General features: G+C 38.9%; 14 protein-coding genes. 3 read left to right on the top strand and 11 right to left on the bottom strand.

Going from position 1 to position 14713, the window contains the following annotated elements; genetic code table 11:
• Window positions 1-117: 117 nt before the first annotated feature.
• Together SanaruYs_RS05140 and SanaruYs_RS05135 are read right to left on the bottom strand one after the other, a co-directional pair.
• Window positions 118-756, bottom strand: coding sequence for a response regulator (locus SanaruYs_RS05140; RefSeq protein ID WP_127121465.1), 639 nt, complete (start codon window positions 754-756; stop codon window positions 118-120).
• Window positions 757-788: 32 nt separating this feature from the next.
• Window positions 789-2753 carry a tetratricopeptide repeat-containing sensor histidine kinase gene (locus tag SanaruYs_RS05135; protein ID WP_127121464.1) on the bottom strand — a complete coding sequence of 655 codons (1965 nt, stop codon included), beginning with the start codon at window positions 2751-2753 and terminating at the stop codon, window positions 789-791.
• A 223-nt stretch (window positions 2754-2976) separates the two neighbouring features.
• On the opposite strand from SanaruYs_RS05135, the gene SanaruYs_RS05130 reads away from it, so the two are divergent.
• Window positions 2977-3450, top strand: coding sequence for a hypothetical protein (locus tag SanaruYs_RS05130; protein ID WP_127121463.1), 474 nt, complete (start codon window positions 2977-2979; stop codon window positions 3448-3450).
• Window positions 3451-3666, top strand: a complete 216-nt coding sequence (locus SanaruYs_RS05125; protein ID WP_127121462.1) for a VF530 family protein — start codon at window positions 3451-3453, stop codon at window positions 3664-3666.
• Window positions 3667-3681: 15 nt separating this feature from the next.
• Here the strand turns inward: SanaruYs_RS05125 and SanaruYs_RS05120 are convergent, their stop codons facing one another.
• Window positions 3682-4260, bottom strand: coding sequence for a NifU family protein (locus SanaruYs_RS05120; RefSeq protein WP_127121461.1), 579 nt, complete (start codon window positions 4258-4260; stop codon window positions 3682-3684).
• A 62-nt stretch (window positions 4261-4322) separates the two neighbouring features.
• A complete protein-coding gene (locus tag SanaruYs_RS05115; RefSeq protein ID WP_127121460.1) occupies window positions 4323-5726 on the bottom strand; it encodes a dicarboxylate/amino acid:cation symporter in 1404 nt (467 codons plus the stop codon).
• Between the two features lie 160 nt (window positions 5727-5886).
• On the opposite strand from SanaruYs_RS05115, the gene SanaruYs_RS05110 reads away from it, so the two are divergent.
• Complete coding sequence (locus tag SanaruYs_RS05110; protein WP_127121459.1) at window positions 5887-6984, top strand: BamA/TamA family outer membrane protein; 1098 nt, start codon at window positions 5887-5889, stop codon at window positions 6982-6984.
• 328 nt (window positions 6985-7312) lie between these two features.
• On the opposite strand, the gene SanaruYs_RS05105 is transcribed toward SanaruYs_RS05110, so the two are convergent.
• The 7 genes from SanaruYs_RS05105 to aroC all read right to left on the bottom strand — a co-directional run bounded on the left by SanaruYs_RS05105 (window position 7313) and on the right by aroC (window position 14677).
• Window positions 7313-8062: an ice-binding family protein gene (locus SanaruYs_RS05105; RefSeq protein ID WP_127121458.1), complete on the bottom strand. Its 750-nt coding sequence runs from the start codon at window positions 8060-8062 to the stop codon at window positions 7313-7315.
• Window positions 8063-8131: 69 nt separating this feature from the next.
• Window positions 8132-9523, bottom strand: coding sequence for an ice-binding family protein (locus tag SanaruYs_RS05100; protein WP_127121457.1), 1392 nt, complete (start codon window positions 9521-9523; stop codon window positions 8132-8134).
• A gap of 334 nt (window positions 9524-9857) precedes the next feature.
• A complete protein-coding gene (locus SanaruYs_RS05095) occupies window positions 9858-10289 on the bottom strand; it encodes a response regulator (protein ID WP_127121456.1) in 432 nt (143 codons plus the stop codon).
• Window positions 10286-12286, bottom strand: coding sequence for a PAS domain-containing hybrid sensor histidine kinase/response regulator (locus SanaruYs_RS05090; protein ID WP_127121455.1), 2001 nt, complete (start codon window positions 12284-12286; stop codon window positions 10286-10288). Before SanaruYs_RS05090 ends, SanaruYs_RS05095 begins: the two co-directional genes overlap by 4 nt.
• A 27-nt stretch (window positions 12287-12313) precedes the next feature.
• A complete protein-coding gene (locus SanaruYs_RS05085) occupies window positions 12314-12901 on the bottom strand; it encodes a helix-turn-helix domain-containing protein (RefSeq protein ID WP_218022376.1) in 588 nt (195 codons plus the stop codon).
• Between the two features lie 271 nt (window positions 12902-13172).
• Window positions 13173-13595 carry a DUF1801 domain-containing protein gene (locus tag SanaruYs_RS05080; protein WP_127121454.1) on the bottom strand — a complete coding sequence of 141 codons (423 nt, stop codon included), beginning with the start codon at window positions 13593-13595 and terminating at the stop codon, window positions 13173-13175.
• An 11-nt stretch (window positions 13596-13606) separates the two neighbouring features.
• Entirely contained in the window at window positions 13607-14677 is a 1071-nt protein-coding gene (aroC, locus tag SanaruYs_RS05075) for a chorismate synthase (RefSeq protein WP_127121453.1), read from the bottom strand.
• Window positions 14678-14713 lie beyond the last annotated feature (36 nt).

Genomic DNA, 14713 nt, shown 5'->3' with positions numbered 1-14713 from the left:
CACTACGCATCGGTAGTAGGGAAATACCGTAAAGGTGATGAGGGGATGTACTTAGTTGGTCGTTGTTCGAATAGAAAATTGGTAACCCACAAACAACGAACAACTAATCACCAACAACTAAAGAGTAGAGAGTCCTTCTCTAATTGCAAACTTGATCAAGTCGACATCATTACCGAATTTCAACTTATCCATTACATTTTTCTTATGAACTTCTACAGTTCGTGGTGAAATATTTAACTGATCTGCAATCTCTTTATGCGACAAACCTTTAGCAAAGGCTCTTACAAAATCTAATTCTCGATCAGAGAGAGAAGCCATCGCATCACTTTTACCTTGCGATGCTTTTAATAATAATTCTGTAAACTGTCCTGCATAAAAAGTGCGCCCAGCTTTTAAAGCTTCTAATGCTTCCAGATAGGTATCCTTGCCAGAATCTTTAGAGATCATTCCATCTACACCTATATCACGACACTGCTTAACCGGGGCATCATCTTTTAAAGCAGTGAGAATTAAGATTTTAATTTTAGGATGTTTGCTTTTTAGGGTTTCAGCTATTTCCATCCCGCTCTTGCCTGGCAGCTGCACATCCAACACGCAAATATCCGGATTAGCCTCGTCCATTTGACTAAAGAATTCATCGGCATTACCAGCTGCACCCACAACTTTAAAACCGATATTACCCAGCAACATGGCTCGCACACCATCTCTTACTAGTTTATGATCATCAACTAAAAAAATTTTAAGGGCAGCACTCATGTTTATAAATAGTCAATCAATACTCTTGCTTATCAAGGCTTAGGCAACTCAAGGTAAAAAACTGACCCTTCTCCTTGCACACTCTCTACACTAATCCTTCCATTATTTTTATCCATTAAATCTTTGCACAACAACAAGCCTATGCCTGCACCTTTCTCTAATGAGTTGCCAATATCTTGTGTGCTTTCTTCTTGTTTAAAAAGTTTGTTTAGTTCTTCGGGCATCATACCCATACCCTGATCGCGAATGGCCATTTTAATGGTATTGGCAGACTCCTTTACACTAATATTAACACAACTGCTTACGTTAGAAAATTTAATAGCATTGGAAAGAATATTTCGCACGACAATAGTAATCATAGCTTTATCCGCAAAAATAATTTCTCCATTTGTTTCATTTGTAATCTTAATCTTTTTTTGATCAGCCATTAACTCAACATGGCTGCTACTTTCGCTAATCACTTCTGAAAGTTTAATTGTCTGAGGTTGATAGGGAAGTCTGCCAATCTGCACCAAGGCCCACTCTAACAAATTATTAAGTAAGCTTTGCAAATCGCGTGCTGACTGCAAGGTACTTTGTAAAAATTCCTGAAGTTCTTCTTTTGTTGCGTGTTGTACATTCTGGTGCAGACTTTCCATTAGCATACTAAAAGCATTTACAGGATTGCGCAAGTCGTGTGATATTACTGCAAACATGCGATCTTTAAAACCATTCAGCTTTTGGAGTTCACTGTTTTTCTCATCCAGCACTTTAGCAGTTCGCTGTTTTAGTCGATATCGGTTATTTAGAACAGCCACTACAACACTTAATAAGACTAGAAATACTATGAGACCTATTTGCCACTGTCGTGCAGTAGTAGCTTCCAATTCGTTAATGATGTTTTGCTTTTCAAGGTCGGCAATTTGCAGCTCCTTTCTTTCCAGGTCATAAGTAGTCCGTAGACCGCCAAGTATTTTCTCTTTTTCTTCAGAGAACAGTGAATCGCGAAATTGCATTTGCTTTTCGTAGGCTAGCAGAGCTCCTGCCGCATCGCCTTTGCCTTTTAAAGCCTGATATCTAGCCTTGTAGGCATCGTAGTGATGTTTCCAGGACACATCGCTTTGAGCAATTTTCAACGATTGCTCAGAGTAAGTTAATGCTTCATCGTAACGCTTCAGACCAATTAATGCTTCGGCAATATTCTGGAACACAAAAAACTGATCATAATCTGCTCCCAAGCGCTTGTTCATTTCAAACTCCTTCTTGTATTTGGCAATGGCGCTCTCAAATTTTCCTTGCTTATGATCATTAATACCCCATTGAGAATAACTGATAGCCAAGCAGCGGTAACACTTTATTAATTCGCCTAAACGAATAGCATCTGCCATGGCTGAATCGGCACGGGCATACTCCTGTGTTTCGGTATAAATACTTACAATGGCATTGAGTGCCCTTATGCTGTTTAAAGTATCCTTCTCAGCTTGGCTTATCGCTATCGATTCCTGATAATAAGGCAATGCTTCTTGAGCACGGGAATCATCATGATAATAGACGTCATCGCCAATTCGCTTCAGGCTACGGGCCAACATGCGTTGATCATTCAGTTTCCTGAAAATTTTCTCTGCTTTGAGATCAAATGCCAGCGCCTCTGTGAAACGAGTTTGAAAGTTTAGCACATAGCCAGCTCCGATATAGGCTCTTCCTAAAATAGCTTCATCTTGTTCCTTCTCCAGATAAGGAATTGATTTTTGATAGAATTGCCCTGCACTATCATAGCGCGAATGACTCAACAATGATTCCCCCATCCAATAGCAAAGTTGACCGAATTTATAATGTCCATTTCGCTCAGAAAGTCGCAATGCGTCATTAATCTTTAAAATAGAAGCTTCTCTATCTGTTTTCAGTAGGGTGGGTAGCGCTATTAATAAATCATTAATTGTTTTTTCGCTTTTAAAGTCCTGGGCAACCAATAAATGAGTCACCACAAAAAGGCATAGCAATACAGACAAATACTTCACGAGGGGGGCAGGTTGGTTACTTCAATTTAACAAAAGGTCTTTAAACAAAAAACCTTTCTTTAAATTGAGCGCTTTATCAACTCCCGGTTTAAAACTGATGTCGGTTAGTTAAGCTTCCATATTCATCCTCTCCTTTGGAGAGGACTGGAGGTGAGGCCAAAAAAAGTCTTAACTAAACGACATTGGGTTTAAGCCCCCTTTATAATAAAATATAAGAAAAATCATGGTTAGTGCATCTGTAAATGATATCAGAAAGGAGCTGGTTAATATAAGTTCGAAAGACATTCAGCTGCTGTGCTTAAGACTAGCCCGCTACAAAAAGGAGAATAAGGAGTTACTCAACTATTTGCTATTTGAAGCACAGGATGAGGCTGGATATATTCAATCTATAAAGACTGAAATTGATGACCTGTTTACCGATGTAGCCAACAAAAATCTTTACCTGGCTAAGAAGGTGTTGCGAAAGATACTTCGTTATGCGAACCGGCAAATTAAATATTCAGGCTTGCCACAAACTGAATTGGAAATACGCATTTACTTTTGCGAGAGGATGCTTGCACAAAACCTGCCACTTACTACCGGCACTGTACTTTATAATCTTTACCAACAGCAACTCAAAAAGATTGCTAGTGTGCTGGCTAAATTACCTGAAGATGAACAAGGGGATTATACAAGAGCTATTAAAAAAATTGCATAAATGAGTGAACAGAAAAACAATCCGTTACACGGAAAAACACTAGCTGCTATTTTAGAATTTTTAGTGGATAAATATGGATGGGAAGAGTTAGGTGATCGAATACCCGTAAATTGTTTTCGGTATGATCCCAGTATTAAATCATGTTTGACTTTTTTTAGAAAAACACCTTGGGCAAGAAAAAAGGTAGAGGATCTCTACCTTGAATCTATTGAATAATTAAAATAACTACACTTAGCCTAAAGCCTCGACAGATTTTACTTCATCGGGCATCATACGGGTAAAAAGGTTTTCAATACCTGCTTTCAATGTAATGGTAGATGAAGGGCAACCGCTGCATGAGCCTTGTAGCTTAACACTCACAATGCCGTTTATAAATGAGTGAAAGGTAATAGCTCCACCATCTTGCTCAACCGCAGGGCGGATGTATTCATCCAAGATGGTTTTTATTTTCTTGATGGTTTCAGTCTCCTCTTGTTCAGGAGCAAAGTCGGCATCACTTACTTCAATAATAGCCTTATCCGACTCCAGGAATTTTTTGATGTGGTCACGAATCGCATGTTGAATTTCAAGCCACTCAACTCCGTCTTTTTTCGATACCGTTATAAAATTACTCATGTAAAAAACGCGCTCAACTTCAGGGAAGTCGAAAAGCTCGAGCGCAAGGGGAGCCTTGGCAGCACTGGCCTTATCTGGAAAATCGAAGCTCATGCCTTCTGGCACTAGCATGTCGTTTACGACAAATTTCAGTGAATTAGGGTTTGGATTTGACTCCAGATATATACTTACGTTTTTAGGCGTTGCTTTTAACATAGACTTCTGTGTTGAATTGAAAGAACAAATTTACACAGGAATAGTTCCTATAGAACAACTGTTTACAAATCTTCTTCAACAGGCTTTTCCAGGGCATTTTCCCACTTACTGACTACAGCTGTAGCCACGCTATTACCCACTACATTGGTTGCACTGCGACCCATATCAAGTAATGGATCTATACCCAACAATAAAGCAAGACCTGCTTCAGGAATATTAAAGGTTACAAGTGTTCCGGCAATCACCACCAAAGAAGCGCGCGGCACACCAGCAATACCTTTACTGGTAATCATTAACACCAGCAACATGCTAAATTGTGTGGCTAGGGGTAAATCAATGCCGTAAGATTGTGCAATGAACAATGAAGCGAAAGTCATGTACATCATGCTACCATCAAGGTTAAATGAATAACCTAGCGGTAATACAAAACTTACGATCTTATCCTTACAGCCAAACTTTTGCAACAATTCCATAGTCTTAGGGAAAGCTGCTTCACTACTGGAAGTACTGAATGCCAAAATGATAGGTTCTCTTACACTTTTTATCAGTGTAATAATTCGCTTTCCGACTACTATGAAGCCGGCCAATATTAGTAAAATCCAAAGGAGACCAAGACTGAAATAAAACTCTCCAATAAAAATTGAGTAGGTCTTTAAAATTCCTACACCCTGTTTGGCAACAATGGCAGCCATAGCACCAAATACAGCTACCGGTGCAAAGTTCATTACGTAGGTGGTCACTTTCAAGATAACGTGCGCCATCGCGTCCATGGCTTTGATCACAATTTTACCTTGCTCACCAATGGCAGCTGTGGCTATACCAAAGAATAATGAGAAAACGACAATCTGCAGAATCTCATTCTTGGCCATCGCGTCAAATACGCTTGCAGGAAAAATATGATATAAAAATGTTTTCAGTGAAAGACCCACAGCCTGTATGCCCGTTTCATTAACAGTGGGTAATGGTAAATTCATAGCCAGACCGGGTTGAAAAATATTAACCATCAACATACCCAAGAGCAAGCTCATAAAAGAGGCAGCCAGAAACCACAATAACGTTTTGCCACCAATACGCCCTACCGAATTAATATCTCCCAACTTAGCAACACCTACTACCAGGGTGGTGAATACAAGTGGTGCTACTATCATTTTAATGAGACGTAAAAAAATATCAGCTAATAATGCAAAAGGTTCTACCTTTTTATCGCGGGAAGTCAACGTAGCATTACGCTCATTGTTCATCGTGTTTACTGTCGAATGATATCCTGCAAGCGTAGCACTGTCTTTTTCTATTTTAATCAGCTCCTTAAAGTCTTTAATAGACGAATCAAAATTTGCGATTTTTTCATTCTCTTCTTCTACGTAACTCTTGTTAAGCCCGAAGCCCACAAGGATTCCCAGCACAAGGGCTATAATAATGTATAAAGTAAGACGAGATTTTTTTGCAGGAGCCGTATTCACTTCCATAACGTAAAACTAAGTGGGCGAAAATCCACAATATTTCGCAATCGTTTGTTTAAGGCTCGCAATATAAGTGAAAAATCAAGACTGGGCTTGTAAAAAAGGTTAAAAGGATAGCTTAGGGATGTGCTAACTATGTACCTTTAATTATTATACCTAACCATCTGTGATCAGATCGACCCTGCTTTACACCTGTAGCTTTTTGTTTATCAGCGTTACGCTTAAAGCTCAACATGATACCACTGCGCAGCCAAAAAAGATACGCATCACCCCCCTGCCCGTTATTTACTATTCGCCAGAAACGCGCTTTGGATTTGGGGCACTGGTTGCTGGCAGTTTTAATGCTGCCAACGATTCCCTCACAACTGCTTCCTATGCACAAACTTATATTTTATACACTGCCAATAATCAATATGACTGGGGCAACAAGCTTCGTTACTATTCACCTCAAAATAAATTCATCTTCGAGGGCAAATTCAGTTTTACATATTTTCCTGAATTTTACTACGGCATAGAAACAGAGACACCACTCCTTAAAAAGGACACCATTGCTTATAATAAACTCACTACTGACTTGCGTTTTTACTGGCGGCTCAATAAAAATTTATATGCGGGATTTGCAGTGCGTCATAATAAAATTTATGATATCGACTCACCTACAGGTGGGCAATTTCAAATTGATCAGCCACGCGGATATCAAGGATACAATTTAATTGGCTTTGCGCCTGCGCTTACCTACGAGAGTCGTGACAGTCAGACTTACCCGCAACGGGGAATTTTTGCTGAAGTAGTATTAATGCCTTATCCTAAATGGTCAGATCGATACTATGGGTTTTTTAATCTAAGAATTGATGCACGTAAATACATTCCTCTAAAAATAATCAGCGATCGAGATGTGTTAGCGCTGCAGGCTTTTATCAATATTAATTCAGGCGATGTTCCTTTTAAAGATATGGCTGATATAGGTGGTGGTAATGTAATGCGCGGATATTACACTGGCTATTATCGGTATAATAATTTGTATGCTCTTCAGGCAGAGTATCGTGCAGGACTCTGGAGATTTATTGGTATTGATGTTTGGATTGGTGGTGCGCTTACACCCAAGAGTTGGTATAGGGTAGGAGATAATAGTTTTAAACCCAATGCAGGTATTGGTTTACGCTTTATGATTAATAAAAAAGATCAACTAAATATTCGTGTTGATCAGGGTTTTGGTAAGCAGCAACAACAAGGCTTTTATTTAGACATTGCGGAGGCTTACTAAATATAGTGAACATTTTTTTGATTGCTTCAAATAGGCTAATCATAAATTAAGAACGATATATATTCTGGTTATACAGCACCTACAAAGAGCCCGTGAATAATTAAAATCATTTAAGTTAGCTGGAACCATGGAGTTTCGCTCTCAGGCCACTGGGCCTCGCATACTCATTCAAGGCTGTATGCTATCCACACAGACACTTCCAGACCAAAGATAGCATAATGCCTTGCCTGAGCATGCTGTAAGTAAGCATTTGAAATTCAAATACTAAAAGACAAAAAAAGGTTGCTCAGTTTTCTGAGCAACCTTTTTCAGTAAGTTATCGAAGGTTCTAAAACTTCACAATTGTATTACCGGCCAAAGTAATACCACCTGTTCTTGCAAGTGCCTTACCATTTAATGTTGCACCTGTATTAAAAGTGATCGACTGCATGGCCATAATGGTTCCTTTAAAAACCGAAGTAGTTCCTAAAGTTGCCGAAGTACCAACTTGCCAAAAAATATTGGAAGCTTTTGCACTACCACTCAATATTACCTTACGACCTGATGTAGTAGTAAGTGTAGAAGCAATTTGAATAATAAAAACTGCATCAGCGTTACCCTTTGCATCAAAGGTTAAATCTCCAGATGATATAGCTAATGAGGATGTAGACTTGTATAGACCTGGCGTAAGTGTTAGCCCACCAATATTTCCCGATAGGGTAACAATATCTGTGCTGGTACGACCAGCAGCATCATTGTAAGCAGCAGTTAAATCAAGTTTTGCCTGAGTTGCTGTTGCAGTGTTGATATGTTGCGTGCCATTCAAAATTCCCGGTGGGAAACCACCAATTGAAGTACCTGGGCTTAAACCTAAATCGCCTGTTATAGTTGTAGCACCCGTGTTGGTTATTGATGACCCAGCAAGAATAGCCATGTCAATTAAGCTTGTCGTAGTTGTAGATGCAACTGTTGCCTGAGCAGTAGTTTGTACTGGAATTACCTGTGTGTTTCCACCGGGTGTTGCGTCATCATCATTACATCCGATAACGAATGCTAAAGACAAGAAAGAAAGAATGGTAAATAATTTAAGTTTTTTCATATTTCAGTTTTTGTTTTCGTGAAAGAAGCCGCCAATAGGCAGCTTCCTTTTGTTATTTAATAGAATTGCTTATTGTGGTTGTGTTACCGCATTACTATCTAAAACGATGGCTGTTTGAGCCAAGGCTCTACCATTCATAGATGCTCCGGTTTGTAAAGTGATACCGGTCATTGACAGAATAATACCCTCAGCATGTGAGGTTGTGCCAAAGGTGGCCTGACCTGCTACTTGCCAAAAAATGTTTTTTGCTTGCGCACCGCCTGATAGGGTCATATTTACTGCGTTACTCATCAATAAGTCTCCAGAGATTTGAAAAATCCAAACATCATCTGCGCCACCTGATATGGTAATGCTGGCAGGAATTGTTACTGAGGTAGTCCACTTGTACAAGCCAGGTGTCAAGGTTCTGCCACCAATGTTTCCTGTACCTAATTCAAGAAAATCTGGTGAAAGACGACCTGCAGCATCATTATAAGCAGTAGTCATATTATTAACGGCTGTTGTAAGATTAATTGGAGTAGGATCAGCCATATCTGCTGCATAAATGTTTCCTGTTACTTGCGCTGAGGTTGCGAAACCTGTTGCATTTATTAAAGACAGACCAGTGATATACGAAGTTGCAGCAGGGCTCAGACCCAAATCACCTGTAAGTGCCGATGTAGATACATTGTTGATAGCGGTTTTAGCCAGTAACAAATAGTTTCCTGCGGCACCCAAATCAACTACCGCTAAGGTAGAAGTACTTCCACCAGTAGTAAATGCCCATGTTGTAAGAGAGGCCAACGCATTACCAGCTAGATCTTTTGCTCCCGTTGTAATTGATGCAGTATAATTTGCAGATGCATCTAATGTGTTTGTTGGATTAAAAGAAGCTACCATTCCAGAGTAAATCACCTCACCTGCAACAGCAGTACTGCCTTTTTTAAGTGTAAAGGTTGATGTGTTGATAGTTGCAGGATCCATCGCTTCACTAAAAGTGATTGAAACTGTATTGTTACGACCCACATTGGTAGCAGTACTCAATGGATTTGTTGCACTGATCACAGGTACAGTCGTATCAGGAATAAGACCCGAGGTAAAACTGAATGCTTCAGCGATTAAAAGCGCATCACCGTTTGTATTCTTTACGCCAGTTGTAATTGTAGCTGTAAAAAGTGTTGATTCTGCCAACAAATTGGTTGGTGTAAAAGTAGCTGTTGTACCAGAGTAACTAACAATACCCACTACTGCCGTACTACCTTGGGTTACGGTAAAGTTTGTAGTGTTTATTGTAGAAGGATCCATAGCAACACTAAAAGTTGCAGTGATGGCACTGTTTACTGCAACATTGCTTGCACCATCCACAGGGTTTGTTGATTCAACTGTAGGGCGCACTCCAGGATCCTTTTCATTATCACAACCTGATAAAAAGGCCATCATAAGCACGGCCACAGCCGCAAAAACATTTTTTATTATTCTCATTTGTAGTTTGTTTAAATCGCAAAATTTTTATTGCAAAAGACAATGCGCGACTGTTTTATTGTCCTCAGTTTTAATCAAACTTTTAAGGCTGGCTTATATTGACACTCACCAGGCTATGAGTTGTAGAAGCAGATTTTTAACTGAGGATCAAAGGTGGGGATTTAAAAAGGGACGGTGTTACACTTCAGAATTGAAGAGTTACACTTATCACACATTAAGATTAAGTGTAGCAGAAATTGGCCTGAAAAGGCCATAGCAAGTAATTGAGTTTAGTTTAATTTCATTCCTGAGTGCAGGAATTCCAAATAATCCATTGAAGATCATAATTTAAATTTTACATTCTAGACATATACCAGCTTAATTCCTTTTCAATTTTTTCGTAATGAAAGAAAGCTGTAATGTTTTTCTGTAATCGCATAAAGGCGGTTTCGCTTTTTACCACATAATCAAAGGCATGGTGGTGCATACAACTGATGGCTACTTCAATTTTATCTTGAGCGGAGAGCATGACCACCAGAATTTTGGAATCGAAATCCTTAATCTTATCTAGAGTTTCTATACCATTCATGGCGTTTTTATCAACACCATTCAAATGATAATCTAATATGATTACATCCGGATGTTCTTCCAGGTGCAGAAGACAGAGTTCGCCAGTTGCAAATGTCTCAACAATAAAATCTGTATGGTGTGTAAACTCGATCTCGAGTGATTTCAAGAATAATGCATCATCGTCTACCAGAAAAATTTTTATCTTTTCAGCTTTCATGTTGTAACAAATTTTATTCGATTAACCTCTTCTTCTAACTCGTTACATGCTTGCAAGCAAATGTATTCCAGTTCCTTAACTAATTCAGGAACATCTGCAGACTTTTGCTGTGAGCTTGCATAATCTTGTAATTTTTTTGCCATGTTTTCAAAATCAACACTAATCCCCATTATAGAAAAAGATGGTATCATTTTATGAACAGCATTATATAAGCCTTCCCAATCTTTATCCAGAAAACTTTGTTTCATTGCATTTACCAATGGAGGTGTTTGCATTAAGTAGAGTGAAATCATTTCCTTCATCAATTCCGGATTTGATTTAGTGCGCTGATTAAGATAGGCCAAATCTATGCATGGCTCTCTGTCACTTATTTGCTCACTGATAATTTCAGGCTCGACTATTTTTGTAGAAACTTTCTTTACCAGCGAAACTATTTTGCTGTACAATACTCGTTCATCTACTGGCTTGGCAATGTAATCGTTCATACCCACTGCTTTGCACTTTGCCAAGTCAACGGTTGTTACATCGGCTGTTAATGCAATAATGGGTATAGTAGATTTCATGATGGTTCGAATATGCTCAGTAGCTTCAAAGCCGTTCATTTCCGGCATTTGTAAGTCCATCAAAATGATATCGTAAGAATCCTTTTCAAGTTTCTCAATGGCAATTCTGCCGTTGGTGGCAATGTCGCGTTCGAAACCGAAATCGTCAAGCAAAGTCTTCATCAAAAGTTGATTCAAGGCTATGTCTTCCACAACCAGTACCCTGATGTTTTTAACAGCACCATCAATTTCCGCAAAGCCAAAGTCTGTTTCAGCTTCCTTATTAGTTTTTTGAAAACTAAGTGTGAAACTAAAAGTAGAACCAACATCCACTTTACTTGTCACTTGAATAACACCACCCTGAGGTTCCACTAGTTGCTTTACAATAGCTAACCCCAGACCGGTACCTCCATATAATCTAGAAGTTCCACTTGTGGCCTGTTGGAAGTTTTCAAATATTCTACTCAATTTTTGGGCAGGTATCCCTATGCCGGTGTCAGCTACTGCAAACTCAATGTTTACTTTTTCATTATCTTCACTAAGCAGCTTTACGCTAACGGTAATTTTTCCCTGTGTTGTAAACTTTACTGCATTGCTAATGAGATTCAAAATAATCTGATGTAGGCGAACAGGATCTCCAACCAACACAGATGGAATTCTTGTATCGTATTCTCTAACCAATCCTAAATTCTTCTCATAAATCTTTGCTTCAAACAAATGAATCATTGCGGCAATAGACATAGCCATTTTAAATGGCGTTTTTTCAAATGTCATTTTTCCTGCATCTACCTTGGCTAAATCCAGAATGTCGTTGATTAATACTATTAACGCATCACCACTCAGTTTAATGGCTGTTAAATATTCATGTTGTTTTGAAGATAGATCTGTCTTCAACAATACTTTAGTAAATCCAATAATGGCATTCATGGGAGTGCGAATCTCATGGCTCATATTTGAGAGAAACTGCTGTTTTGCTTTTACAGCATCTTCAGCAATGCGTGTAGCCTTCTCAGCTTTGTTTTTTGCCTCTTCAGCAATTCCCGTGGCTTGCTCCGCCAATACTCTTGCCTCAATTATTTCTTTTTCAATTCGCTTTTGCTCAGTTACATCACGTGCCACAATTACAACACCAAGTATATCACCCGACTCGTTTTTATAGACCGATCCATTAAATAATACATCCGTTAACTTACCAGCAACATGTCGTAAGGTGAGTGGAGAATCCGCGACAGAACCTTTTGCAAAAACCTCCTGATATACCTCTCGTGCCTTTTGTGGTTCAGTAAAATAATCAAAGAAGTCAGTACCAGTTAAATCCTCACGAGTTAAGCCGGTAATATTTGCGGTAGCATTATTCATGTCCGTAATTTTACCTTCAGTGTTAATTGTTACCAATGGATCAAGGCTAGCTTCTATCAGACTTCTCGCATATCTTGACTCTTGTTCTATTTGCATTTAATCGATTTAAAGTTTGTAATTGTATTAGGCTTCACTACGTTCATTTAGATTTCCAATGTCCTCAATAGGACTTCGGCCTCTATATTTAAGTTGTTTAAATCTTGAGGGTGACAAACCTGTTACCTTTTTAAATTGATTTGACAAGTGTGCCACACTGCTATAATGAAGTTTGTAAGAAATTTCGGTAAGACTTAACTCATCATACAACAACAGTTCTTTAACTCTTTCAATTTTATGAATAATAATGAATTGTTGTATTGTAATACCCTTTACCTCTGAAAACAGATTTGATAGGTAGGTGTAATCGTAGTCAAGTTTTTCACTGATGAAATCCGAGTAATTCATTTTAGGTAATTCATCTGAGTGATGAATCATCTCCATAATTACTGTTTTTACGCGCTCAATTAATACAGCACGTTTGTCATCCATTAATTCGAGGCCAGAGACTAGCAAGGCACGTTGCAGTTGTTCTTGCTGGGCAAGGGTCATGTTTTCCATGATCTCTACTTCTCCTAAATCAACTACAATAAAGTGAAGCCCGAGTTTCTTCAACTCTTCCTTTACCGCCATTTTACAGCGATTGCTCACCATGTATTTAATAAATATCTTCAAGCAAATTTTTTCTAATGAAACGGACAAAACTGGTAACATTAAAAGGCCAATGCGTTATACACTGAATTCAGAATGTTACATAAATCACAGATTCTTAAACTGCGAAACGTTATGCTAAAGTCGATTTTACTTGCCTTTAGAGAGGAATTGAGGCAAATAGTCTGTTAGTGAACGTAACTTAATAGAAGGGAGCAATAATCTAACTACACAAGATACACAATACTTTCGGTAATAGAGAAAGAAGTAGCTAAAGCAACTTATTCAACAGATCCTATTTACCGTATTTCTCTTTCATGTAGTCCACTGATTGTGTAATAATGGACTGCAATATCTTCATGTCAATATCTTGTAACGATTTTATATACAAGCATGATTTACCTGTTTTATACTTCCCCAGCTTTTCCATAAGATCATCATATTTTTCAAAACCAGGCATGATGTAGAGCGTAAGATTTTGCTTGCGGGGCGAGAATCCCACAAGCGGCCAATCGCCCTGTTGCCCACTGGCATATTTATAACTGTATGTTCCAAAACCTACAATGGCTGAACCCCACATTTTTGGTTCTTCCTTTGTAATTTTTTGCATTAGCTTTAATACCGTATAGGCATCGTCTCGCTTCTGTTCATCTTCAACAGTGTCAATAAACTTTCTAACGTTGGCATCGGTTTTTTTAGTTTTAAGTTCCTTCGCCATACTGTTTCTGTTTAAAGTTTTGATGTTCGAGTTCTCAACACAAAATCGGCAATTACCAATGCTGCCATAGCTTCAACAATAGGTACAGCCCTGGGTACTACACACGGATCGTGTCTGCCTTTGCCAGATACTACTGCAGGATTATTATCCTTATCTACAGTTTCTTGATCTTGCATAATAGTAGCAACAGGTTTAAAAGCAACATTAAAATAAATATCTTCTCCATTGCTAATACCACCTTGCACACCCCCTGAAAAGTTAGTTTTAGTTCTTACTTGTCCTTCTTCAGTATAAAACAGATCATTGTGTTCTGAGCCGCGTAGGGTAATTCCCTCAAATCCGCTTCCATACTCAAAACCTTTCACTGCGTTGATGCTTAGCATAGCTTTGCCCAATTCTGCGTGTAATTTATCAAATACAGGTTCGCCCAAACCCACTGGTGTATTTTTAATAACACAAGTAACAAGTCCACCAATGGTATCACGATCTAAACGAACTGCATCGATTAATTCAATCATCTTATCGGCCACTGTTGCATCTGGACAGCGTACAATGTTGTCTTCTGTTTTAGATAAATCTAATGTTGTGTAGTGCGCTGCTTTAATATCGCCAACCTGCGAAACAAAAGCTTGTATGGTAACACCGTATGATCGTAAAAATAATTTAGCAATGGCACCCGCAGCTACACGTGCAGCTGTTTCGCGAGCCGAGCTTCTTCCGCCACCTCTATGATCGCGATGACCATACTTAGCCTCGTAAGTGTAATCCGCATGAGAAGGACGAAATACATTCTCAACATGGCTATAATCTTTACTGCGTTGATCCTGATTTTCAATGACAAGTGCAATGGGCATTCCAGTTGTTTTCCCTTCAAAAACACCCGACAAAATTTTGAAAGCATCATCTTCCTTGCGCTGTGTGGTAATTTTTGATTGTCCTGGCTTTCTGCGTGCTAATTCTTGCTGAATAAATACTTCATCAACAGGTAGGCCTGCCGGGCAACCATCTACCACTACACCAATAGAGGGTCCGTGAGATTCACCAAAAGTAGTGATGCGAAAAAGTGTGCCGTATGTGTTCATGGTTTAATCAGTAATCAAAATTTAGATGGGTGGAGT

This window comes from Chryseotalea sanaruensis, assembly GCF_003990915.1.
Taxonomy (GTDB): domain Bacteria; phylum Bacteroidota; class Bacteroidia; order Cytophagales; family Cyclobacteriaceae; genus Chryseotalea; species Chryseotalea sanaruensis.
The sequence above is the reverse complement of the archived record's forward strand: the minus strand, read 5'-3'. Positions and strand labels throughout refer to the sequence as shown.

Excerpts from the sequence above, each read along its gene's own strand:
- SanaruYs_RS05100 (WP_127121457.1), bottom strand. The coding sequence starts at position 9,523 with ATGAGAATAATAAAAAATGTTTTTGCGGCTGTGGCCGTGCTTATGATG.
- SanaruYs_RS05120 (WP_127121461.1), bottom strand. The coding sequence starts at position 4,260 with ATGTTAAAAGCAACGCCTAAAAACGTAAGTATATATCTGGAGTCAAAT.
- SanaruYs_RS05125 (WP_127121462.1), top strand. The coding sequence starts at position 3,451 with ATGAGTGAACAGAAAAACAATCCGTTACACGGAAAAACACTAGCTGCT.
- SanaruYs_RS05090 (WP_127121455.1), bottom strand. The coding sequence starts at position 12,286 with ATGCAAATAGAACAAGAGTCAAGATATGCGAGAAGTCTGATAGAAGCT.
- SanaruYs_RS05095 (WP_127121456.1), bottom strand. The coding sequence starts at position 10,289 with ATGAAAGCTGAAAAGATAAAAATTTTTCTGGTAGACGATGATGCATTA.
- SanaruYs_RS05130 (WP_127121463.1), top strand. The coding sequence starts at position 2,977 with ATGGTTAGTGCATCTGTAAATGATATCAGAAAGGAGCTGGTTAATATA.
- SanaruYs_RS05105 (WP_127121458.1), bottom strand. The coding sequence starts at position 8,062 with ATGAAAAAACTTAAATTATTTACCATTCTTTCTTTCTTGTCTTTAGCA.
- SanaruYs_RS05080 (WP_127121454.1), bottom strand. The coding sequence starts at position 13,595 with ATGGCGAAGGAACTTAAAACTAAAAAAACCGATGCCAACGTTAGAAAG.
- SanaruYs_RS05140 (WP_127121465.1), bottom strand. The coding sequence starts at position 756 with ATGAGTGCTGCCCTTAAAATTTTTTTAGTTGATGATCATAAACTAGTA.
- SanaruYs_RS05115 (WP_127121460.1), bottom strand. The coding sequence starts at position 5,726 with ATGGAAGTGAATACGGCTCCTGCAAAAAAATCTCGTCTTACTTTATAC.
- aroC (WP_127121453.1), bottom strand. The coding sequence starts at position 14,677 with ATGAACACATACGGCACACTTTTTCGCATCACTACTTTTGGTGAATCT.